This window comes from Streptomyces sp. CA-251387, from assembly GCF_050936625.1.
Lineage (GTDB): Bacteria > Actinomycetota > Actinomycetes > Streptomycetales > Streptomycetaceae > Streptomyces.
This window is the reverse complement of record NZ_JBNJMJ010000001.1, coordinates 8,785,563-8,806,317: the sequence shown is the minus strand read 5'-3', so window position 1 is coordinate 8,806,317 and position 20,755 is coordinate 8,785,563. Positions and strand designations below refer to the sequence as shown.

Below are 20,755 nucleotides of genomic sequence, written 5' to 3'. Positions count from 1 at the left end.
CGTGTCCAAGAAGACCAAGAAGCTGAAACTCCCCCTCGCCTACAAGCCCCTGGGATTCGCACTCGGCTGGTCGAGCGGCTGGCTGGCGGGGCTCGCCTTCCGCAAGACGTGGATGGCGGTACGGCACGAGGAGGACGCCCCCGACGCGCTGGACCGGGACCGCGGCTGGGGGGAGATCCTGCTGGCGGCGGCGATCCAGGGCGCTATTTTCGCGGTGGCGCGCAGCTTGGCGGACCGCACGGGCGCGAAGGCCATCGAGCGCTCGACGGGTGTGTGGCCGGGCGGCGAGAAGGGCGGGCGGGACTGAGAGCACGTGTGGGAGACCGGCCGGAGCCTTCGGGGCACCGGCCGGAGCCTTGGGAGCCCAGCGCTCCGGCCGGAGCCTTCGGAGCCCTGCGCCCCAGCTGAACCCCCCTCGGGGCCCCGGGCCCCGGCCGGAACCGAGGGGTTCAGCCCTGCTTCGGCGCCGTGGGGGCGACGCGGCGCAGGGTGAAGGAGTGGCCGGCCGGGTCGGCGTAGCCGCGTTCCTCGTAGGGGCCGGGGGCGTCCTTCGCGTCCATGGGCCGGCCGCCGAGCCCGACGATCCTGCGTTCCGCCTCGTCCAGGTCCTCCACGACGAAGTCGAGGTGGGCCTGGAGGGAGTTCTCGGGACGCGGCCAGCTCGGCGGGGTGGCGTTCATGTCGCGGCGGAAGGCGAGCCGGGTGCCGTCGGCGCCCCTGATCTCCACACGGTTGGCGGTCGCCTCCGTCTGCTCGGCCTCCAGCAGTTCCCGGTAGAACACGGCGAGCTTCTCCGGCTCGGCACAGTCGAGCACCACGAAGCCCGCTTTCACCAGTGGCATGACTCCTCCGAAGGGTCCGGGGCGCGGGACGGTCCTGCCCCGCCGCCCTGTATCCCTCCGGGTGTCCCGGCCAGGCCGTTTCAGTCCGCGACCAGCCACGCTCCGTCCCGCATCAGCTCCCGCCCGTCCAGTTCGTCGGCCTCGCGCCAGGCCTGCACCCGGTGCGGACGGACGCGGAAGTACAGGTAGGGCGTACGGAGTTGGCGCGGGTCGAAGCCGGTTTTGGCCGCGAAGCGGTCGGCCTCGCCTTCGGGCAGCTGGGAGGGGGCGAGCGTGTCGACCGTGCCCTCGATCATGACGACGTCGCGGGTCGGTCCGATGCCGAGGCGCGCTCTGCCGGTCGTCCTCAGGTTCCGGCCCGTCGGGCTGTTGGCCGGCGTGGCCAGCAGCAGGGTCGAGCCATCCCAGAGGAACGACAGCGGGACGAGATACGGCACGCCCCCGTCGACCTCGGCCGTGGCGACCCACGCGTCCTCGTCGTGCTCCAGACGGTGCAGGGTGTCCTTCTTGCGCTGCTCGGCGGAGCGTGCGGGCGGCGTGGTCATCGGCGAACGGCCTCCTCACGGGGCGGTGTTGACGGACGGGTCCAGTGTGACCGTCGGGTGCCCGTCCCGGGGCCCGATCTCCGCCAGCCGAGCCGATGCGGCGCTGAGCAGCAGGTCCAGGGCCGCCGGATACGAACTGTGAGTCATCTCGGCCACGAGATGGCGGGCCGTGGCGGCGATGTGCGGGTGGGTGTCGGCGGGCAGTCGCGCGTACGTCGCGCGCCAGACGGCCGCCTCCGCCTGCCGTGCGGCCTTCGGCATCGCCGCGCTCGCCGAGTCGAGGGCGCCGTGGGCGAGGGCCTGGTCGACGAACGCGTGGTAGATCCGCACCGCCTCGGCGTCGGGGAAACCGGCGCGGCGCAGCACGCCGAGGATGGTCTCGACGGCCTGGATCTCGTACGCCCGCCCGGTCACCCGGTAGGAGCTGAGCACGGCCGCCCGCGGGTGTGCCAGGGCCCCCGCGTGCATCCGCAGGCCGAGGTCGCGCAGGTCGGCGCGCCAGTCGCCGGTGGGGCGCCAGGTGCGCAGCGTACGGCCGATGAGCTCGTCGGCGATGGCCAGCATCAGGTCGTCGGTGTGCCGGAAGTACCGGTACAGCGAGCTGGGGTCGGCGCCGAGGGCTCGGCCGAGGCGGCGCACCGAGAGGGCGTCGGCGCCGTGCTCCTCGATCAGTCTGAGGGCCGTCTCGACGATCAGCTCCTCGGACAGGACGACGCCCTGCTTGGTGGGGCGCCTGCGCTGCCGGGCGGCGGGCGGGACGACGCGCTCGCTCATGGACTGCCTCCCTCGGGCCAGGTCCCCGCACCTTATGACAACACCGTTGACCTGTTAACCTCCCGGACAGTTTCATGTCCGCTCATCGGGGCCGCCCAGGCCCCCGGTGCGAGCGGAGACGGGCCATGTCCGACAAGCAGTCCCCCAGCGTCGACCCGCCAGCGCGGCCCGAGCTGCGCAAGTCGCTCGGTGTCCTGGACGGCGTCGCCATCGCCGCCTCCAGCACCGCCGCGACCACCAGCATCGGCATCGGCCTCGGTGTGACGGCCGGGGTGGTCGGCCTGCACCTGCCGGCGATCATGCTGCTGGCGTTCCTGCCGGTCCTGGGCATCGCGGGCGCCTACTCCCGGCTCAACAAGGTCGAGCCCAACGCGGGCAACGGCTATGTGTGGGTGGGCCGTTCGCTGACGCCCTGGCTGGGCTTCATGGTCGGCTGGGTGAACATCGTGGCCGTGGTGGCGTTCCTCGCGTACACCACGGCGGTGACCGGCTCCGCCCTGCTGCAGCTGGCGGGGGACGCCGGGCTGCACCGCGTGGGCGGCCTCGCGCTGGACCCGGGTTCCACCGCGCAGACGACGGCCGTCGGCATCCTGGTGCTGGTGGCGGTCACGCTGACCGCCGTGACCGGCATCCGCACCGCCGCGCGGCTCCAGGCCGGGCTGCTGGTCTTCGAGTACGTCGTCCTGCTGGGCTTCTGCGGCTACGGCATCGTCACCGGCCCGCACGACTTCAGCCTGAGCTGGTTCGACCCGTTCGCGATCCCGTCGGCGACGGCGCTCGCACAGGGGCTGCTCCTGTCCGTGTTCTGCTACTGGGGCTTCGAGTCGGCGTTCAGCGTCAACGAGGAGGTGCGCGACCCGCGCGACGCGTCCCGGGCCGGGATCACCACCCTGTTCACCATGCTGGCGCTGTTCCTGCTCGGCTCGGTGGCCTTCCAACGCGTCCTGTCCGAGGAGGAGTTGGTCGGCCACGGTGCCGAGGGCCTGGCCTTCTTCGGCGAGCGCCTGGCATCCCAGCCGTGGGCGGCGCTCCCCCTGATCGCCCTGATGTTCTCGGCCGTCGCGTCGCTGCAGGCCGGCGTGATCCCCACGGCCCGGGCGATGTTCGCGATGAGCCGGGACCGTACGCTCGGCCCGGTGTGGTCCAAGGTCAGCCCCCGGTACGGGACTCCGGCCGCCGGCACGGTGCTGATCGGCACGCTGGCGGCCATGGTCGCGGCGCTCGCGCTGGTCATCCCGCGACTGGCCGACATGATCATGGCGACGGTGAGCGCCGTGGGCATCGTCGTCGCCCTCTCGTACGCCCTCACGGCCATCGCGGCGGCGGTGCGGTTCCGCTCGCTGCTGCGCGAGGACTGGCGGCAAGGCGTCAGGGCGGTGGTGTTGCCCGCGCTGAGTGCCGCGGTCCTGCTCGGCCTCGGCGGCTACCTCGGCTGGTCGTTCGCCACCTCCGCCGATCACTTCGAAGCCAGCGCCGACAACGGCTGGTTCCTGCTCGTCACTCCCCTGGCGATGATCGCGTCCGGCTTCGTCGCCGCCGCGTGGGCCAGGTGGGTGCGCAGGTCGCCGTACTTCCGCACCGGCAAGGGCACCGACGCCGACGCGCCCCAGCTTCTCGCGACCTCCCGATAGCCCCCCTCAACCCCCTACCAGGAAACGGACCATGCACGCAGATCTCCTCTTCACCGGCGGCCCCGTCCTCACGCCCGAGGGCCGCACCGCGACCGCCGTGGCCGTCACTGGCGACCGCATCACGGCCGTAGGACGGGAGGAGGTGCACGATCTCGCCGGACCGCGGACCGAGGTGGTGGACCTCGCGGGACGGCTGCTGCTGCCCGGCTTCCAGGACGCGCACGTGCATCCGGTGCCGGCGGGGCTGGAGCTGACCCAGTGCGACCTGACGGGAGCGCGGACGGCGGACGAGACGCTCGCCGCGGTGCGGGCGTACGCCGACGCGCACCCCGAGCGGGAGTGGATCACGGGCGGCGGCTGGTCGATGGAGGCCTTCGAGGGCGGTACGCCGACGAAGGAGCTGCTGGACGCGCTGGTGCCCGACCGGCCGGTGTATCTGCCCAACCGTGACCATCACGGCGCCTGGGTCAACAGCCGTGCCCTCGCCCTCGCGGGCATCACGCGCGACACGCCCGACCCGGCCGACGGGCGGATCGACCGGGACGCCTCCGGCGCGCCGAGCGGCACCCTGCAGGAGGGGGCGATGCAGCTCGTGGGACGGCTCACCCCGCCGGCCGCACCGGCCGACCGCGTGGCGGCCCTGCTGCACGCCCAGCGGCATCTGCACGCGCTGGGCATCACCGCTTGGCAGGACGCGCTGGTCGGGGAGTTCCTCGGCATGGACGACCCGTCGGAGGCGTATCTGGCGGCAGCGCGGGACGGTTCGCTGACCGCGCGTGTCGTCGGCGCGCTGTGGTGGGACCGGGAGCGCGGCTCGGAGCAGATTCCCGAACTGGCCGAGCGGCGCGCGGCGTTGAGCCACGGCCGCTTCCGTGCGGGCAGTGTGAAGCTGATGCTGGACGGTGTCGCCGAGACCGGCACGGCGGCACTGCTGGACCCCTACCTCGACAAGTGCGGCTGCGCCACCGCCAACCGGGGCACCGCATTCATCGACGCCACTCAACTGCCCAAGTACGTCACGGAGTTGGACGCGCTCGGCTTCCAGTGCCACTTCCACGCGCTGGGCGACCGGGCCGTACGGGAGGCGCTGGACGCGATCGAGGCCGCGCGGGCCGCGAACGGGCCGAGCGACACGCGGCCCCACCTGGCCCATCTCCAGGTCGTCCACCCCACCGACGTGCCGCGCTTCGCCCAACTCGGGGCGACGGCGAACATCCAGCCGCTGTGGGCCGCGCACGAACCGCAGATGGACGAGCTGACGATCCCCTTCCTGGGGCCCGAACGGGCCGCGTGGCAGTACCCGTTCCGTGCCCTGCTGCGCTCCGGCGCCCGGCTCGCGGCCGGCAGCGACTGGCCCGTGAGCAGCCCGGACCCGCTCCAGGGAATCCACGTCGCGGTCAACCGCGTGGCACCGGACGGCGGCGACACGCCGGTGTTCCTGCCCGGCGAACGGATCGGACTCGCCGAGGCGCTCGCCGCCTACACGGCGGGCTCGGCGTATGTGAACCACCTGGACGACACGGGTGAGGTGCGCGCGGGTGCGCTGGCGGACCTCGTGGTCCTGGACCGCGATCCGTTCGACGGGCCGGTCGAGGCGATCGCGGAAACCCGTGTATCTCTCACTTACGTCGGGGGCGCGCGAGTATACGCAGCTCAAGGGGCTTGAGCAGTAACGGACATCACGGTCCGGTTACGCGTAGATCATTTACGGTCTGGGCAGTCTCGTACCGCTTTCCGGTTCAACTTTCGTATCACGAAACCCAGTTCGAGTGCGCGGGCGGTCAAGGTGACCGCCCGCACGCACGGGCGGGGGGACTTTGCGCTGCCGTCTCCCGAAAGGAAACGCATGCCGCGATCGAGAACTGGGCGGGCACAGGGCGGTTCGTCCTCGAAGCAGCAGGTGGGCGACCCGCTCCCCTTTCTCGGACACGACCGGCCAACGACCACGGCCGATCGATTCCGTTGCCAGGACCACAGCTTGAAGGGAGACCGGTGTGAAATCTCGAGTCGTAGGCGGGGGTCCGGAGATATCCACCGACAGCTTGCTCCCGGCGCAGCCAAGCGCCCAGCTCCAGCCGACGGAGGCGGGGAACGCCCTGGCCCACCTCTTCGCGCAACACATCAATGGGTGCGCCGATGAGTACCGAGATCGCCAGAACGCCGCTCAGCAGCGGCTGGACGCACTCGGCTCCCCCCACTCCAGCACCGCGCTGCATGTGAAGGGAGCCCTCAACCTGGCGCCGCGCGCGTTCCTCCCGCCCGACGAAGAGGGCAACGCCAGGTTGAGGCGACTCGATGCCAGCCTGCGCGTGATCGAAGCGGCCTTCCCCCAAGTCAGCACCGATATCGAGGTCTGCCGACTGACCTGCATGATGCTGGAAGGGGCCTGGAGGAGCCGGGCGCTCACCCCGCCGCGCGAGGAGGAGCAGGCAACCGTCTGCGCCTGCCCTCTGTGCCGTCGGCTGCCCTCGCCCCCCGCACGCACACTGGCTGACTACGGTTGGCGGCAGAGCGCCGGTCGTCCCCTCACCGTCAAGACCTGGCCGTACCACCGGGAACTCGACAGCGTCCTGACCGGTGGCTGGGTCCTGGCCCGGCAGCTGAACGACCTTGAACGAGACCTCGGCTACCGCCACCGCTTCGAGGACGACATCCTGCTCTTCCACGAATACAAGCGCGTGATCGACACCATAGACACCACGCACCTCACCCAGCTCATCGAAGGCCGCTTGGCCGAGAATTTCAGCACCAACACCGCACGGGCCCTCGTCTGCGGACTCTACGCAGCCCATAAGCGATCCGTGGACGAGTACTGGCTCCAACAGCATCACGCGGGCAGCGTCGTACTCCCCCAGACCAACCCACTCAGCCAGAGCACCTACTCACTCCTGCAGATGATGGACTGCCTGTTCTGGCACGTCTCGCCCGACACCGAACTCTGGCAGGAAGAACACCTCGCCTCCCTGCTGCTGTGCCGCGTCGTCGACGACATGGTCGACGTACGAGCCGACGCCCTCACCGGCGAGATCAGCAACTTCTGGCTCGCCGACATGCCCTCCCACACCAAGGCCCTCTACGCTGCCAGCGCCATCGCCCTCATCAAGTACGGCTGCCTGCCCGAGGCGCATCCCCCGATGTGGAACACCTGGCTGATGCCCAGCACCATCGTCTGGTTGGGGCTCACGGGCCGCCACGCCCTGTGGTTCGACGGCATCACCCAGAGCCTCCCCCCGGCCCAGGACTGCCCACTGTGCGACCTTCAGCCCAACGCATGCACCGGCATCCTCACCCACGGCACCACCCTCACCATCGCCCCGCGGCCCACCGCGCCGACTCTGAGCGCCCGGACCGCCGAGCTGTCCGCTCGCTGCCGAGCCGAATACCCCGGGACCTGGCCCCTCTTCGACGTCGAGCTCCATGCCTTCGAAGCACTGCACGGCCCCTGGCACGGCAACACCGACAGCACATGGGAGATCCTGCGCCGCACGTACATCGCCGCCGTGGAGGCAGCCGGCGCCGCACCGTCCACGGCCCGCGCTCGTGATGTCCAGCAAGACTCCGGCGCAGTCGGATCCGAGTTCTTCTACGCCCTGCACGACCCTCAGACCGGGAGGGAGGACATCGCACTGCTCGCCTACATGTTCGGCTGTGCCCACCCGCATTTCCTCTGGAACGCCACGGGATACCGTCCCACGGACCTCGCAGGCGACTGGCTCGACGGCTGACGCCTCACTCCTCGCCGCTGCCCGGCCGGGTGACCCGGCCGGGCAGCGGCGTCTCAGGGCCTATACCGGGAACTCGACCGGCAGGCTGTCCAGCTGGGACATCCATGTGGACGCGGTCGAGGTCAGCTCCTCCGGCGGCACGGCCAGGCGCAGGCCCGGCAGACGGTGCAGCAGGACGTCCACCGCGATCTCGATGATGGCCATCCCGATGTTCTGCCCGGGGCACTCGTGCGGGCCCGAGCCGAACGCCAGGTGTGCCTGGTTGCCGTGCACGGAGACACCCGGGTCGGGCCGGATCTCGGGGTCGAGGTTGCCCGGGGCGAGACCGAGCACGAGCAGGTCGCCCTCCTCGATGCGGTGCCCGCCCAGTTCGACATCGCTGGCGGCGAAGCGCCCCGGCAGGACGGCCAGCGGCGGAGAGTTCCACATGGCCTCCTCCACCACCGCCGAGATGTTCAGCTGACCGCTGATCAGCCCGGAGAGCCGGGAGACGTCGGTCAGGACCAGCTCCAGCACCCGGGCCAGCAGGTTGGTCGTGACGTGCGCGGCGATCAGCACCGCGCGCAGGTGGGCCACGACCTCGTCGTGGTCGAGCGCCGCGTGATGCTCCAGCAGGCCGGTGGCGAGGTCGGAGCCGGGTTCGGACCGCCTGCGCTCGGCGAGTTCACCGAAGATCTCCCTGATCACGCCGTCGTGCATGACGGCGTCCTCGCCGCCCTTCATCACCTGGGCGCAGGACTCGACCAGGCGACGCCCCTCCGCCTCGGCAAGCCCCAGAACGCGGGCGATCACGAGCATCGGCAGATAGTCGGCGTAGTCCGCCACCAGATCGGCGCGGCCGGAGTCCGCGAACGCGTCGATCTGCTTGTTGGCGAAGTGCGTGGCGTGGCGCCGGACACCGCGGCCGGCCGCGGACTGCAGCCCGTCGCTGACGGCACCGCGCAGTCGGCGGTGAGCCTCGCCGTCCTGGGACACACAGTCGGGGCGCCAGGCGAGCATCGGAACCAGCGGAGAGTCGTCCGCGATCCGGCCCTCACGCCAGTCCCGCCAGATCCGCGCGTCCCGGGCGAACTGGGTGGGATTGTCGAGCACCCGCCGGCTGTCCCGGTAGCCCAGTACCAGCCAGGCGGGGATGTCGCCCTCCAGCAGCACCGGCGCGACCGAGCCGTGCTCCTTGCGCAGCCGCTCGTAGATGCCGCGCGGGTCGGTCGCCGCCTCGGGCCCGTACAGCCGGACCGGTTCTGCCGAACCGTGCGCGACCGGGCAGCCGCGGGGGGCGTCGGGACTGTTGAGGTTCTTGTCGTTCATCGGGGCTCCAGGGCGACGGCGGAGCGTTCCTTCAAGTGACGCATCAGGGTGATCAGTACGTCACGGCTGGAGGCCCGGTCGCGCGCGTCGCAGACCACGATCGGGGTGTGGGGGGAGATGTCCAGGGCGTCCCGTATCTCCTCGATGGGATGCTCCTTGGAGTCGGGGAAGACGTTCAGGGCGATGACGAAGGGCACCTCCTGGCGTTCCATCTCCTCGATCGCACGGAAGCTGGAGGCGAGCCTGCGGGTGTCCACCAGGACGACCGCGCCGAGCGCGCCCTTGAACAGGCCGTTCCACAGGAACCAGAACCGCTCCTGGCCCGGGGTGCCGAACAGGTACAGCATCAGGCTGTCGTTGATGCTGATCTTGCCGAAGTCGAGACTGACGGTGGTCTCGGTCTTGTCGGCCACACCGATCAGGTGGTCGACGTCGGCGCTCGCCTGGGTGAGGGTCTCCTCGGTGGTGAGCGGCTTGATGTCGCTCACCGAGCGGACCATGGTGGTCTTCCCGGTGCCGAACCCGCCGGCGATCATCACCTTCACCGAGCGGGTGCCACCGGAGGCCGGCCCACCCTGGTGGTCAAAGCCTTTCAAGTCCACTGAGTACCTCCTCAAGGAGCGCGAGGTCGGGCCCGCGGCCGGCGCCGTGCACCGGGATGGGGTCACGGGCTTCGACGCGGCCTGCCTCGAGCAGATCCGCCAGCAGCACCGCGAGAATGTTGAAGGGCAATCCGAGATGGGCACCGAGTTCGGCCACCGACAGCGGATCGCGGCAGCGCCGGAGGATCTCCTCGTGCTCGTGCTGCATGCCCGGTAAGGGCGTCGTGAGGGACACGATGAGGGTCGCCACGTCGAGGCTCGACGCCGAACCGCCCGGTCCGCTGCGCCCCTTGGTGAGGACGTAGTAGCGCTCGAGACCGGACGGGTCCGTGGGCCGGCGGGGAGCACTCATCCAGAGTGCTCCTCCAGGCGCGGAGTGGTGCCGAGCAACTCGCCCATCCTGCGCGCCAGGTCCCTCATCTGATGGCCGAGCAGGCCCTGGTCGAGGCCCTCCCGGGCGAGGACGCCGAGATAGGTCTCGACACCGGCCCGTACGACGAAGAGGTGACCGCCGTCGACCTCGATCATCGCCAGCCTGAGCTGCCCCGCGTACTTGGGGAACTGCTCGGCGACCGGCTGGGCCAGCGCCTGCAGTCCGGCCACCACGGCGGCGAAGCGGTCCACGTCGTCGGGGTCCTCGGCGCCGAAGGCGGTGATGGCCTTGCCGTCACTGGAGGCCACGAGGGCGAAGTTGATCTCCGGGATACTCTCCACCAGGTCGCGGAGCGCCCAGCTCACGTCGGTTCCCTGTTGCGTCATGGACTAGTCGCTCTCTTCGGTGCGGTGCTGCTCGGTGGACTCGCGGCCGTCGCCCGTCGTGCCGTCCTCGCCGGGCTCGCGGCCCGCGGTGGCGAAGGCGGCCAGACCGGCGAAGGACGCGTCGGGCGGAACGGCGGAGACGGACGTCGTCTCCTCGCTCCGCTCCGGACGCGGGGCCGGCTCGTGGCGTGCCGCCTCGTGCCGCTTGCTGCGGCGCCGGGGCAGGCCGCCGGGCGTGGTGTCCACGGCGTCGTCGGTGTCGGCCGGGGCCGCCGCCGCGACGCGCTGCTCGCGGGCCGGGGCGGACGCGGTGGCCGGGGCCGTCGGTGCGGTCGCCGCCGGGCTGGCGGAGGCGGCGGGCAGCGGGCTGAAGTACTTGTGCGGGACCACGACCACCACCGAGGTGCCCAGCCACGGCGAGTCCGCGAAGGTGACGCGGATGCCGTACCGGCGGGCCAGGATGCCGACGACGCGCAGACCGATGTTCGCGTCCTCCGAGATGCCGCCGAGGCCCGCGCCGGGGGCGGTGCCGGCGAGGGCGTGCTCGGCCTCGCGCTTCTTCTCCTCGCTCAGGCCCTTGCCGGAGTCCTGGATCTCGATGCCGACACCGTTGGGGACCTCCTTGCCGGAGACGAGGACCGGCTCGGTGGGCGGCGAGTAGCGGGCAGCATTGTCCAGCAGATGCGCGAAGATCAGCGTGAGGTGGTCCACCAGGCCGCCGTCGACGCCGAGTTCAGGCAGATGGCGTACGTCGATCCGGTGGAAGTCCTTGATCCGGCCGATGCCGCCGCGGACCACGCTGAGCAGGCGCTGCGGCTCCTGCCACTGCCGGCCGGGCCGGTCCGAGCCGCCGAGGACGCTGATGCTGGCGGCGAGACAGTCGGCGGGGCCGATCGCCTGGTCGAGCTCCATCAGGCCGCGGGCGACGGCGGGCAGCCGGCCGTGCTCGCCCTGGAGTTCGTGCAGTCGGCCGCGCAGCTTGCTGGTCAGCACGTGGATACGGTTGCCGATACCGACCACGGCCTGCTCGGCGGAGGTGGAGCGGTTGAACTCCTCCTCGACGCCGATCAGCGCGGTACGCAGGACCTTGCGAAGGTTGGCCTGGAGTTCGGCGCTGACCTTCGCGCACTGGTTGACCGCCGGCAGGACGTCGTCGATGGCCTCGCCCTCGCGCAACCGGCGCAGCGCGTCGGGCAGTTGATCGTCGGCGAGCCGGGTGACGGCGGCCAGCTGGTGGGACAGCTGCTCCTGCCAGATCTCGGCCTGGTCGGCGAGCTGTGCTTCGTAGGACGTGGCCTGGGCGGCGATCCGCTCCTCGTAGGAGGTGCTCGCCTCGGCGATCCGCTCCTCGTACGCCCGGGCCTGCTCGACCAGTCGGCTCTCGTAGGCGCCGGACTGCTCGGCGAGGCGGCTCTCCAGGGCGGCGCGCTCGGCACTGAACTTCCGCTCCAGGCCCGCCACATGCTGCTGCCACTGCTGCGAGTGCTCGGCCTGCGAGGTGCGGAACTCACCCTCGGACTTGGTCAGTTGCACCCGGGTACGCAACAGGAGGCGTACGCACACGGCGCTGGCCGCGGTCGCCGCGACACCGGCGACGCCTGCGGTTATTCGCTCCGAGCTCATGAACGTGGCGGCAACCGTCCCACCTCCTAAAGCCAGTGGCATCAGCCACCAGCTGTACCAGGCGACAGGGGGCCGCGCCGCCGGCGGCGGAGTGGCGAGTTCCATCTGCATCCTTCGAGGCAACGATCGATCAAGGGGGGGTGTGCAAGGCGATCGCACTCATGAGTACGCACCGCAAGATGACCGATCCGGATCGAGTCAACTCGCAGCGCCGAACGGGAGCTTATCGGGTTTGAACGCAAAAGGATCAAACTCGCAGCTCGGCGGAAGTGAGGGTTCCATCACTCTCCGCCAGGAGCACAAACATCGACAAATACCCTTACTGACCTGCGGAGTTGGAGAAAACGACGCCGGGGTTCACTCAGGGTTCACTTGCAGCCGACGCCGTCCTTCACGCGGGGCCAGGCCTCGACACCGTCGGGCGTGCGGACAAACGCCATCGACTTGTCATCTGTCAGCCACAACCGCCAGTCACCGCGCCGGTATCCGGTGTCGTGCGCGTCGCCGGGCATGGGTACGTCGCCGTCGTACGGGGCGTTCAGCATGCCGGGTTCGAGGACACCGTCGGGATCGCAGGCGTACATCGTGCGCTCCCGATACTCGCCGATTTCGAGGAAGTGGGCCTTCTGCCAGTCGCAGTGGGCCGCTCCCACGGAGCTGCTGATCTCGGTGACCGGCACGCGGCGGCCGTTCCGGTCGGTCCAGAGCCGGGCGGTCCTCACGGTCCTTGGCGACGACGACCGCGACCTTGGTGCACCCGTCGACGTCGTAGGAGAACAGGACGCGGCCGTTCCCCTCCCGCTCCACGCGGTAGCGCATCCCATGGCCGCCGTCGCCACGAGCACCGCCACGGCCACAAGCCCTCTGCGCATTCCTGCCCCCCTGTTCCCTTTGCTGTGTTGATCCTTTGACGCGACGGTGGGCAGGAACCTTCGCGCCTAACGGGCGGCAGCCGCCTGGAACGTGCGCCGGTACGCCTGCGGCGACACCCCGATCGCGGCATGCAGATGCTGGCGCAGGGAGGCTCCCGTGGCGAAGCCGACCTGTCCGGCGATCTGGTCCACCGACAGGTCGCTGGACTCCAGCAGATGCCGGGCGCGGGCGACGCGCTGCTGGATCAGCCAGCGGCCGGGGCTGAGGCCGACCTCGTCGTTGAAGCGGCGGGCGAAGGTGCGCAGACTCATCCGGGCGTGGGCGGCGAGGTCGGTCAGGGTGAGGGGCTCGTCGAGGTGCTCCAGGGCCCAGGCGCGGGTGGCCGCCGTGCCGGCGGCCCCGCTCTCGGGGACCGGCTGCTCGATGTACTGGGCCTGGCCGCCGTCCCGGAAAGGCGGCACGACGCAGCGCCGGGCCACCGCGTTGGCGAGTTCATGGCCGTGGTCGGTGCGGACGATGTGCAGGCAGACGTCGACTCCGGAGGCGGCGCCGGCCGAGGTGAGGATGCGGCCGTCGTGGACGAAGAGGACGTCCGGGTCCAGGTCGACGTGCGGGTAGCGGCGCCGGAACCAGTCGGTCACCTGCCAGTGCGTGGTGGCCCTGCGGCCGTCGAGGAGGCCCGCCGCGGCGAGGACGAAGGCAGCGGTGCAGATCGACACGATGCGTGCGTCCGGACGGATCAGCGCGAGCGCGGCGGCGACCTCGTCCGGCAGCTCCGTGGGGATGTACGGGACGGCCATGGAGGCGACCACCACGGTGTCGGCCGTGGCGAGGATCTCCGGGCCGTGCTGGACGCCGATCGTGAAGTCGGCGTTGCTGCGCACTGGGCGGCCGTCGACACTGCAGGTCAGGACCTCGTAGTGGCCGTCGGCCGCCCCGAAGATCCGGCTGGGGATGCCCAGCTCGAAGGGGTAGACGCCGTCCAGGGCCAGCACCACGACCCGTTCCACCTGTCGCGCGCCGCTTCGCTCTCCGCTCATGGCACGATCCTATCGAATGTTGGCCATCGTGCCATTTCCCCGGGCGACGGCTCCCGGCAGGCTGTTTCACCATGAGCACTGTGAACACGATGCGAGCCATCAGCCAGGACGTCCTCGGCGGCCCCGAGGTCCTCAAGGAAGTGGAAGTCGAGCGCCCGGCCCCGCGCACGAACGAGGTACTGGTCCGCGTCCGCGCCGCGGGCGTCAACCCGACCGACTGGAAGCACCGCGCGACCGGCGGCTTCCTGGGGAAGCCGCCCTTCGTCCTGGGCTGGGACGTCTCCGGTGTGGTCGAGGCGGTCGGGATCGGCGTCGCCCGGTTCAAGCCCGGCGACGAGGTCTTCGGCATGCTGTCCTATCCGTTCGGGCACGGCTCGCACGCCGAGTACGTCACCGCGCCGGCCCGCGCCTTCGCGCACAAGCCGGCCTCGATCGACCACGTTCAGGCGGGCGCGCTGCCGCTGGTGTCCCTCACCGCCTGGCAGGCCCTGGTCGAGTACGCCGACCTCCAGCCCGGGCAGCGCGTGCTGATCCACGCCGCCGCCGGCGGAGTCGGGCACGTGGCCGTGCAGATCGCCAAGGCGCGGGGCGCGTATGTGATCGGCACGGCGAGCGCGGGCAAGCACGACTTCCTGCGCGGAATCGGCGTGGACGAGGCGATCGACTACCGGGAGACGGACTTCGCCGAGGCCGTGAAGGACGTCGACGTCGTCCTGGACACGATCGGCGGCGAGACCTCGACGCGCTCGCTGCGGGTGCTGCGTCCCGGTGGGCTCGTCGTCTCGATCCTGCCGGTCGGTTCGGACGACTTCTACGAGGAGGCCGAGCGGCTCGGTGTCCGGGCGCTGCGGATGCTCGTCGACGCCTCGCACAGCGGCATGCAGGCGATCGCGGAGCTGGTCGAGGCGGGGAAGCTGCGCGCCACGATCGCCGGTATCTTCCCGCTGGCCGATGCCGCCGAGGCACATGCGCTGGGCGACACCGGCCGGACGACGGGGAAGCTGGTCCTGACGGTCGACTGACTCAGAACGTCAGGACGGGCTTGATCGCCTTGCCCGCACCCATGTCCCGTACCGCCTGGTCGATGTCCGCGAACGGATAGGTGCTGACCAGGCGGTGCAGCGGGAGCCGCCCCTCCTTCACCAGCCGGACCAGGGAAGGGATGAACGTCTGCGTCTCGGCGTCCCCGAGGGTGAGGCCGACGACCTGCTTGCCGCCGAGCAACCCGTTGACGTCCAGGGCGACTTCGGTGCCGAAGGGCGGGGCGCCGACGACGACCAGGGTGCCGCGGGCGGCGAGCGCGTCGACGCCCTGGCGCAGGACGGCCACGTTGCCCGTGGTCTCCACTACGCCGTCGGCGCCCTGGCCGCCGGTGATCACGGCGAGCGCGTCGCCGAGATCGGCCTCGGCGGCGTTGACGGTGTGGGTGGCGCCCAACTCCTTTGCCAGCGACAGGCGTTCGCCGACCCGGTCGACGGCCACGATCGTGGTCGCGGGGGTGAGGGCGGCCGCCATCACCGCGGACAGGCCGACGGCTCCGGCGCCGAGCACGACGACCGTGCTGCCGGTGACCGGCTTCAGTACGTTCCAGACGGCGCCGACTCCGGTCTGCACCCCGCAGCCCAGCGGGGCGATCGACGCGAGCGGCACCTCCGGGTCGACCTTCACCAGGCTGCGCTCGTCCACCAGCGCCCGCTCGGCGAAGGAGGACTGCCCGAAGAAGTGACCGCCGAGGGCCTCGCCGTCCCGGCTGAGGGTGCTGGTGCCGTCGGCCCGGCGTCCGCCGATGAGGTTCAGCGGCAGCCAGGTCGCGCAGTACGCGGGGTGGCCGCCCCGGCAGTTGCGGCAGTCCCCGCAGGAGGTGAAGGACAGCACGACGTGGTCGCCCGGCGCGACGCAGGTCACGGACGGACCGACGGCCTCGACGACGCCCGCGCCCTCGTGGCCGAGGACGCCGGGGAGGGGGAAGGGCAGTCCGCCGCTCGCCACGCCGAGGTCCGTGTGGCACAGGCCGGTCGCCACCATGCGGACGACGGCCTCGTGCGGTCCGGGCTCGTCGAGCTCGACGTCGGAGAGGGTGAAGGGTGCTCCGCCGGACTCGACGACGGCTGCACGGGTGGGGATGGACATCTGACGGATCTCCTTCGCAGTGCGCTCAGTCGAGCGAGACGACGACGGACTTGGTGGTGGTGTAGGCGTCGAGCGCCTCGGGCCCGTACTCGCGGCCGAAGCCGGAGTCCTTGACGCCGCCGAAGGGGACCGCGGGGTCGAGCATCGCCCAGTCGTTGACCCAGACGATGCCGGCCGCCAGCCGGTCGGCGACACGATGCGCGCGGGCCAGGTTGCCGGTCTGGACGCCCGAGGCCAGGCCGTACGGCGTGGAGTTGGCGAGCTCGACGGCCTCGTCCTCGGAGTCGAAGGGCTGGACGGTGAGGACCGGGCCGAAGATCTCCTCCTGGACCACCCGGGAGTCGTTCGCGAGGTCGGCGATCACCGTCGGCCTGTAGTAGTAGCCGCCGTCCAGGTCGAGCCGCTCACCGCCGCAGACGATGCGGCCACCCTCCTTGCGGGCCAGGTCGACGTACTCCTCGACCTTGCGCAGGTGCCGCTCCCCCGCCATCGGGCCGACGACGGTCTCGGGCTTGCGCGGGTCGCCCAGCGGGACGCCGGGCACGGCGTCGGCGAGGATGCCGAGCACGGTGCTGTAGACCTGCCGGGCCACCAGCAGCCGCGGTCCGCCCATGCAGAACTGTCCGGTGTTGAAGACGAAGCCCTTGATGATCGCGCCAACGGCCTTCTCCAGGTCGGCGTCCTCGAAGACGAGGTGGGCCGCGTTGCCGCCGAGTTCCATGGTGACCGGCTTGAGCGACTCCCCGGCGATGGCCGCGACCTTCCGGCCGACCGTGGTCGAGCCGGTGAAGGCGACCTTGTCGACACCGGAGTGCCGCAGCAGTGCCTCGCCGGCCGCGGGACCGCCGGTGACGACGTTGACCACGCCGTCGGGGACCCCGGCCCGCTTGAAGAGATCGGCCATGTAGAGGGCGCTGAGCGGAGTCTCCTCGGCCGGCTTGTGCACCACCGTGTTGCCCGCCGCGAGCGCCGGGGCGATCTTCGAGCCGGCCAGGATCAGCGGGAAGTTGTACGGCGTGATCGCCGCGACCACGCCGATCGGCCGGCGCCGCACGTAGGCGAGGGCGTTCATGGGGGTGTCGCGGACGGAGCCGTCCAGGGAGTGGGCGAGGGCGGCGAAGTGCTCGTAGTCGTTGGCCGCGTTGGTGACGTCGACGGCGTGGGCGAGGGTGATCGGCTTGCCGACGTCACGGCTCTCCACCTCGGCGATGGTGTCGGCGTTCTCCCGGATCAGCTCGGCGATACGGTGCAGCACCCTGCCGCGCTCGCGGCCGCTCAGCCCGGACCAGGCACCGTCGTCGAAGGCGTCCCGCGCGGCGCGCACGGCCGCGTCCACATCGGCGGCACCGGCGTCCGCGACGGTCGTGACGACCGCGCCCCGGGACGGGTCGACCACCTCGGTGCGGGCTCCGTCGGCGGCCTCGCGCCACTGGCCCCCGATGAACAACCGACCGGGTTCGATCTCGAAGGTGGTCATCGCCACTCCTCAGCCTCATTGCCAAGATTTCAATCAACAGGATTCCTGTTTGTCCGCAGTCTCATTACAGACAGGATTCCTGTCAATGCTCTAGGCTGAACTCATGCTCGACGCCCAGGCAACCAAGGCACCACCGTCGCTTCTCTACATGGTGAAGCAGGTGGAGCTCGTGGTGCGCTCCCACCTGGACGAGCTGGTCAGACCGTCCGGGATCACCGCGCTGCAGTACACCGCGCTCACCGTGCTGCAGCGGCACGACGGACTGTCGGCCGCCCAGCTGGCGCGCGACTCCTTCGTCACGGCGCAGTCGATCGCCGATCTCGTACGGAGCCTGGAGACCCGCGGACTCGTCCGCCGGGAGCGCAACCCGCGCAACCGCCGCGAGCTGCTGATCCTGCTGACCGACGCGGGCCGCGAGCTGCTCGCACAGTACGAGCAGTCCGTGCGGGAGCTGGAGGAGCGGATGGTGCGTGACCTCACGGCCCATCAGACCGAGCAGTTCCGCCAGGCACTCTCCAAGGCCTGGCACGCCCTGTCGTAGCCACGTTCCGCTCGTGGCCGAGTCCCGCGCGTCACGCGAAACCTCTGTCGCAATTCAAAGACATATGTCAATCGAACATGCTCAGATTCGCTCAATCGAGGGTAACTTGCAGTGCGGGGGCCGCATTTGGGCACCCCGCCGCAAGTGAACAGGTTGGAGGCGATGTCGTCGTGCAGCAGGATCCTGCGCCGTTCAGCCGGCATCTGCGCGTCCACCGGCACCGGGACCACACGGTGCTGGAGTTCCGCGGCGAGATCGACATCGCGGCGGCGGTGGAGATCGCCCCGTACCTGGACCGGGTCACGACCCGCCCCGACGCCCGGATCGTCATCGACCTCAGGAGCGTCGAGTTCTTCGACTGCTCCGGACTGCGTCTGCTGTACCGGGCCCGCAGCCGGGTCCTCGACCACGGCGGGCAGCTGCACCTGGTCTGCACCCACCCGCTCACCCTGCGCGTGCTCAGGATCACCGGCCTGTCCCGGCTGCTGCCCCCGCATCCGACGCCGGACGCGGCCCTGGACCAGCCCGAGACCACGTCCGGCACCTTATGACGCCGTCAACCGCCTTGTGAGGGCGGCTACTTGAGGATTCTGGTGACCTGACCGGCCCCCACCGTCCGGCCGCCCTCGCGGATGGCGAACTTCAGCCCCTCCTCCATGGCGATGGGCTGGATCAGCTGGACGTGCATGCCGGTGTTGTCGCCCGGCATGACCATCTCGGTGCCCTTCGGCAGGGTCACCACGCCCGTCACATCCGTCGTACGGAAGTAGAACTGGGGGCGGTAGTTCTGGAAGAACGGCGTGTGCCGGCCGCCCTCGTCCTTCGACAGGATGTACGCCTGCGCCTCGAACTCCGTGTGCGGGGTGACCGATCCGGGCTTGATGACGACCTGGCCGCGCTCGACGTCCTCCCGCTTCACGCCCCGCAGCAGCAGACCGACGTTCTCGCCGGCACGGCCCTCGTCGAGGAGCTTGCGGAACATCTCGATGCCGGTGACCGTGGTCTTGGTCTTCTGGTCGTGGATGCCGATGATCTCGACCTCGCTGTTCACGAGCAGCCGGCCGCGCTCGATCCGGCCGGTGACGACCGTGCCGCGACCGGTGATGGTGAACACGTCCTCGATGGGCATGAGGAACGGCTTGTCGACATCGCGCTCCGGCTCCGGGACGGCCGTGTCGACGGCCTCCAGCAGATCCAGCACCGACCGGGCCCACTCCGGGTCCCCCTCCAGCGCCTTGAGCGCGGAGACCCTGATCACCGGGACGTCGTCGCCCGGGAACTCGTAGTCGGTCAGCAGCTCGCGCACCTCCAGCTCGACGAGCTCCAGGATCTCCTCGTCGTCGACCATGTCGGCCTTGTTGAGCGCGACGACGATGTACGGCACTCCCACCTGCCGCGCCAGCAGCACATGCTCCTTGGTCTGCGGCATCGGCCCGTCGGTGGCGGCGACGACCAGGATCGCGCCGTCCATCTGGGCCGCGCCGGTGATCATGTTCTTGATGTAGTCCGCGTGCCCCGGGCAGTCGACGTGCGCGTAGTGCCGGCGCTCGGTCTGGTACTCGACGTGCGCGATGGAGATGGTGATTCCGCGCTGCCGCTCTTCGGGCGCCTTGTCGATCATGTCGAACGGCGTGAACGGGTTCAGGTCGGGATACCTGTCGTGCAGCACCTTCGTGATGGCCGCCGTGAGCGTGGTCTTCCCATGGTCGATGTGACCGATGGTCCCGATGTTCACATGCGGCTTGGTCCGTTCGAACTTCGCCTTCGCCATGGCGAGCCCTCCTGAGCATCCGGTGATGCCGAGCCGTGCATCCGGGTCGTGCCGAGCGTTGCTCCGCTCCCTCCTGTCTATTCGGTTCCCGGCGCGTCGAACAGGGCGCTGACGGACTCCCCGTTGTGAATGCGGCGCACGGCCTCGGCGAGCGCGGGGGCGATGGAGAGGATCCGCAGCTTCTCGGTGCGCTCCTCCGCCGGGACCGGCACGGTGTTGGTGCACACGATCTCCAGTACGTCGGGCTGCTCACCGATCCGCTTCAGCGCCCCGGACGCGAACAGGCCGTGCGTACAGGCGACCCGGATCGAGCGCGGCCCCAGCTCCCGCAATCGGTCGAGGAGTTCGAGGACGGTACTGCCCTTGGCGATCTCGTCGTCCAGGATGATGACGTCCCGCCCGGTCACCTCGCCGATGACGGTGTTGATGCTGACCCGGTCGTCCGCGAACCGCTGCTTGGCGCCTGCGGCCACCTGGGCGCCGAGCATCCGGGCGAACGCTGCGGCCTCCTTGGCGTTGCCGAGGTCCGGCGAGACGACGGTCGTACGGGACAGGTCGTACTGCCGGAAGTGCGCGGCGAGCTCACGCAGCGCGTGCAGGTGGTCGACCGGCACCGTGAAGAAGCCGTGCACCTGGGGCGCGTGCAGGGTCATGGCGAGGACGCGGCTCGCGCCGGCCGCCACCATCAGGTCGGCGACGAGGCGTCCGCCGAGGGAGATACGGGGTGCGTCCTTCTTGTCGGAGCGGGCGTAGGAGTAGTGCGGCATGACGACGGTGATCCGGCGTGCGGACGCGCCGCGCGCGGCGTCGCACATCAGCAGCAGCTCGACGAGGTGCTCCTGCACCGGTCGGACCAGCGGCTGGATCAGGAAGACGTCCCGTTCGCGGCAGTTGGCCTGCAGCTGCACCTCCAGGCAGTCGTTGGCGAACCGGCTGACCCGGCTGGGGCTGAGCGGCACCCCGAGGTGAGCGCAGACCTCCGCCGCCAGTTCGGGGTGGGCACTACCGCTGAACACGGCGATCTCTCGCACGAACCGCTCCTCGCATGATCATTCCGGGTGGCGGACTCATGCTACTGACCTCGGCAGAAACGTTGCGGCTCAGACGAGGACGC

General features: G+C 70.5%; 20 protein-coding genes and 1 pseudogene. 7 read left to right on the top strand and 14 right to left on the bottom strand.

What is annotated here, in order from left to right; all coding sequences use genetic code 11:
- Window position 1 precedes the first annotated feature (1 nt).
- A complete protein-coding gene (locus ACQEV2_RS39305) occupies window positions 2-307 on the top strand; it encodes a DUF4235 domain-containing protein (RefSeq protein WP_433053036.1) in 306 nt (101 codons plus the stop codon).
- Between the two features lie 142 nt (window positions 308-449).
- On the opposite strand, the gene ACQEV2_RS39300 is transcribed toward ACQEV2_RS39305, so the two are convergent.
- From ACQEV2_RS39300 to ACQEV2_RS39290, 3 genes are all read right to left on the bottom strand, one after another.
- A complete protein-coding gene (locus ACQEV2_RS39300) occupies window positions 450-842 on the bottom strand; it encodes a VOC family protein (protein WP_433053033.1) in 393 nt (130 codons plus the stop codon).
- An 80-nt stretch (window positions 843-922) separates the two neighbouring features.
- Window positions 923-1,387, bottom strand: coding sequence for a pyridoxamine 5'-phosphate oxidase family protein (locus ACQEV2_RS39295; RefSeq protein WP_433053030.1), 465 nt, complete (start codon window positions 1,385-1,387; stop codon window positions 923-925).
- 15 nt (window positions 1,388-1,402) lie between these two features.
- Entirely contained in the window at window positions 1,403-2,161 is a 759-nt protein-coding gene (locus ACQEV2_RS39290; RefSeq protein ID WP_433053027.1) for a TetR/AcrR family transcriptional regulator, read from the bottom strand.
- Window positions 2,162-2,286: 125 nt separating this feature from the next.
- Here ACQEV2_RS39290 and ACQEV2_RS39285 point away from each other — a divergent pair, with 125 nt between their 5' ends.
- The 3 genes from ACQEV2_RS39285 to ACQEV2_RS39275 all read left to right on the top strand — a co-directional run bounded on the left by ACQEV2_RS39285 (window position 2,287) and on the right by ACQEV2_RS39275 (window position 7,517).
- Entirely contained in the window at window positions 2,287-3,792 is a 1,506-nt protein-coding gene (locus ACQEV2_RS39285; protein WP_433053024.1) for an APC family permease, read from the top strand.
- A gap of 31 nt (window positions 3,793-3,823) precedes the next feature.
- Window positions 3,824-5,458 (top strand): amidohydrolase, encoded by a 1,635-nt coding sequence (locus ACQEV2_RS39280; protein WP_433053021.1) that lies wholly within the window; start codon window positions 3,824-3,826, stop codon window positions 5,456-5,458.
- Window positions 5,459-5,786: 328 nt separating this feature from the next.
- A complete protein-coding gene (locus tag ACQEV2_RS39275; protein WP_433053018.1) occupies window positions 5,787-7,517 on the top strand; it encodes a hypothetical protein in 1,731 nt (576 codons plus the stop codon).
- Window positions 7,518-7,577: 60 nt separating this feature from the next.
- On the opposite strand, the gene ACQEV2_RS39270 is transcribed toward ACQEV2_RS39275, so the two are convergent.
- The 7 genes and pseudogenes from ACQEV2_RS39270 to ACQEV2_RS39240 all read right to left on the bottom strand — a co-directional run bounded on the left by ACQEV2_RS39270 (window position 7,578) and on the right by ACQEV2_RS39240 (window position 13,722).
- On the bottom strand, window positions 7,578-8,825 hold the full coding sequence (locus tag ACQEV2_RS39270; RefSeq protein ID WP_433053015.1) for a cytochrome P450: 1,248 nt from the start codon (window positions 8,823-8,825) through the stop codon (window positions 7,578-7,580).
- Window positions 8,822-9,427, bottom strand: a complete 606-nt coding sequence (locus ACQEV2_RS39265; protein WP_433053012.1) for a GTP-binding protein — start codon at window positions 9,425-9,427, stop codon at window positions 8,822-8,824. Before ACQEV2_RS39265 ends, ACQEV2_RS39270 begins: the two co-directional genes overlap by 4 nt.
- A complete protein-coding gene (locus ACQEV2_RS39260; protein WP_433053009.1) occupies window positions 9,408-9,779 on the bottom strand; it encodes a DUF742 domain-containing protein in 372 nt (123 codons plus the stop codon). Before ACQEV2_RS39260 ends, ACQEV2_RS39265 begins: the two co-directional genes overlap by 20 nt.
- The gene (locus ACQEV2_RS39255; protein WP_433053006.1) at window positions 9,776-10,186 is read right to left on the bottom strand and encodes a roadblock/LC7 domain-containing protein; all 411 of its coding nucleotides are present in this window, start codon (window positions 10,184-10,186) and stop codon (window positions 9,776-9,778) included. The genes ACQEV2_RS39260 and ACQEV2_RS39255 overlap by 4 nt, the downstream gene beginning before the upstream one ends.
- Window positions 10,187-10,189: 3 nt before the next feature.
- On the bottom strand, window positions 10,190-11,914 hold the full coding sequence (locus ACQEV2_RS39250; RefSeq protein WP_433053003.1) for an ATP-binding protein: 1,725 nt from the start codon (window positions 11,912-11,914) through the stop codon (window positions 10,190-10,192).
- Window positions 11,915-12,177: 263 nt separating this feature from the next.
- Window positions 12,178-12,622, bottom strand: a pseudogene (locus ACQEV2_RS39245) (hypothetical protein); the annotation flags it as partial.
- A 125-nt stretch (window positions 12,623-12,747) separates the two neighbouring features.
- Entirely contained in the window at window positions 12,748-13,722 is a 975-nt protein-coding gene (locus tag ACQEV2_RS39240; protein WP_433053000.1) for a GlxA family transcriptional regulator, read from the bottom strand.
- A 71-nt stretch (window positions 13,723-13,793) separates the two neighbouring features.
- On the opposite strand from ACQEV2_RS39240, the gene ACQEV2_RS39235 reads away from it, so the two are divergent.
- The gene (locus tag ACQEV2_RS39235; protein WP_433052997.1) at window positions 13,794-14,744 is read left to right on the top strand and encodes an NADP-dependent oxidoreductase; all 951 of its coding nucleotides are present in this window, start codon (window positions 13,794-13,796) and stop codon (window positions 14,742-14,744) included.
- A gap of 1 nt (window position 14,745) precedes the next feature.
- Here the strand turns inward: ACQEV2_RS39235 and ACQEV2_RS39230 are convergent, their stop codons facing one another.
- Together ACQEV2_RS39230 and ACQEV2_RS39225 are read right to left on the bottom strand one after the other, a co-directional pair.
- On the bottom strand, window positions 14,746-15,852 hold the full coding sequence (locus ACQEV2_RS39230; RefSeq protein WP_433052994.1) for an NAD(P)-dependent alcohol dehydrogenase: 1,107 nt from the start codon (window positions 15,850-15,852) through the stop codon (window positions 14,746-14,748).
- Between the two features lie 25 nt (window positions 15,853-15,877).
- Entirely contained in the window at window positions 15,878-17,329 is a 1,452-nt protein-coding gene (locus ACQEV2_RS39225; protein ID WP_433052991.1) for an aldehyde dehydrogenase family protein, read from the bottom strand.
- Window positions 17,330-17,432: 103 nt separating this feature from the next.
- Between ACQEV2_RS39225 and ACQEV2_RS39220 the strand changes: the two genes are divergently transcribed.
- Window positions 17,433-17,870, top strand: a complete 438-nt coding sequence (locus tag ACQEV2_RS39220) for a MarR family winged helix-turn-helix transcriptional regulator (RefSeq protein WP_433052988.1) — start codon at window positions 17,433-17,435, stop codon at window positions 17,868-17,870.
- Window positions 17,871-18,040: 170 nt separating this feature from the next.
- Window positions 18,041-18,421: an anti-sigma factor antagonist gene (locus ACQEV2_RS39215; RefSeq protein ID WP_433052986.1), complete on the top strand. Its 381-nt coding sequence runs from the start codon at window positions 18,041-18,043 to the stop codon at window positions 18,419-18,421.
- Window positions 18,422-18,447: 26 nt separating this feature from the next.
- Here the strand turns inward: ACQEV2_RS39215 and tuf are convergent, their stop codons facing one another.
- Window positions 18,448-19,641, bottom strand: a complete 1,194-nt coding sequence (gene tuf / locus ACQEV2_RS39210) for an elongation factor Tu (RefSeq protein ID WP_433052983.1) — start codon at window positions 19,639-19,641, stop codon at window positions 18,448-18,450.
- A 77-nt stretch (window positions 19,642-19,718) separates the two neighbouring features.
- On the bottom strand, window positions 19,719-20,672 hold the full coding sequence (locus ACQEV2_RS39205) for a ribose-phosphate diphosphokinase (RefSeq protein ID WP_433052980.1): 954 nt from the start codon (window positions 20,670-20,672) through the stop codon (window positions 19,719-19,721).
- Window positions 20,673-20,755: the final 83 nt, after the last annotated feature.

Bases quoted from the DNA above. Each gene is read 5' to 3' on its own strand.
- ACQEV2_RS39260 (WP_433053009.1), bottom strand. From the start codon at position 9,779: ATGAGTGCTCCCCGCCGGCCCACGGACCCGTCCGGTCTCGAGCGCTAC.
- ACQEV2_RS39220 (WP_433052988.1), top strand. From the start codon at position 17,433: ATGCTCGACGCCCAGGCAACCAAGGCACCACCGTCGCTTCTCTACATG.
- ACQEV2_RS39225 (WP_433052991.1), bottom strand. From the start codon at position 17,329: ATGACCACCTTCGAGATCGAACCCGGTCGGTTGTTCATCGGGGGCCAG.
- ACQEV2_RS39255 (WP_433053006.1), bottom strand. From the start codon at position 10,186: ATGACGCAACAGGGAACCGACGTGAGCTGGGCGCTCCGCGACCTGGTG.
- ACQEV2_RS39285 (WP_433053024.1), top strand. From the start codon at position 2,287: ATGTCCGACAAGCAGTCCCCCAGCGTCGACCCGCCAGCGCGGCCCGAG.
- tuf (WP_433052983.1), bottom strand. From the start codon at position 19,641: ATGGCGAAGGCGAAGTTCGAACGGACCAAGCCGCATGTGAACATCGGG.
- ACQEV2_RS39280 (WP_433053021.1), top strand. From the start codon at position 3,824: ATGCACGCAGATCTCCTCTTCACCGGCGGCCCCGTCCTCACGCCCGAG.
- ACQEV2_RS39270 (WP_433053015.1), bottom strand. From the start codon at position 8,825: ATGAACGACAAGAACCTCAACAGTCCCGACGCCCCCCGCGGCTGCCCG.
- ACQEV2_RS39240 (WP_433053000.1), bottom strand. From the start codon at position 13,722: ATGAGCGGAGAGCGAAGCGGCGCGCGACAGGTGGAACGGGTCGTGGTG.
- ACQEV2_RS39290 (WP_433053027.1), bottom strand. From the start codon at position 2,161: ATGAGCGAGCGCGTCGTCCCGCCCGCCGCCCGGCAGCGCAGGCGCCCC.
- ACQEV2_RS39295 (WP_433053030.1), bottom strand. From the start codon at position 1,387: ATGACCACGCCGCCCGCACGCTCCGCCGAGCAGCGCAAGAAGGACACC.
- ACQEV2_RS39300 (WP_433053033.1), bottom strand. From the start codon at position 842: ATGCCACTGGTGAAAGCGGGCTTCGTGGTGCTCGACTGTGCCGAGCCG.
- ACQEV2_RS39230 (WP_433052994.1), bottom strand. From the start codon at position 15,852: ATGTCCATCCCCACCCGTGCAGCCGTCGTCGAGTCCGGCGGAGCACCC.
- ACQEV2_RS39235 (WP_433052997.1), top strand. From the start codon at position 13,794: ATGAGCACTGTGAACACGATGCGAGCCATCAGCCAGGACGTCCTCGGC.
- ACQEV2_RS39250 (WP_433053003.1), bottom strand. From the start codon at position 11,914: ATGGAACTCGCCACTCCGCCGCCGGCGGCGCGGCCCCCTGTCGCCTGG.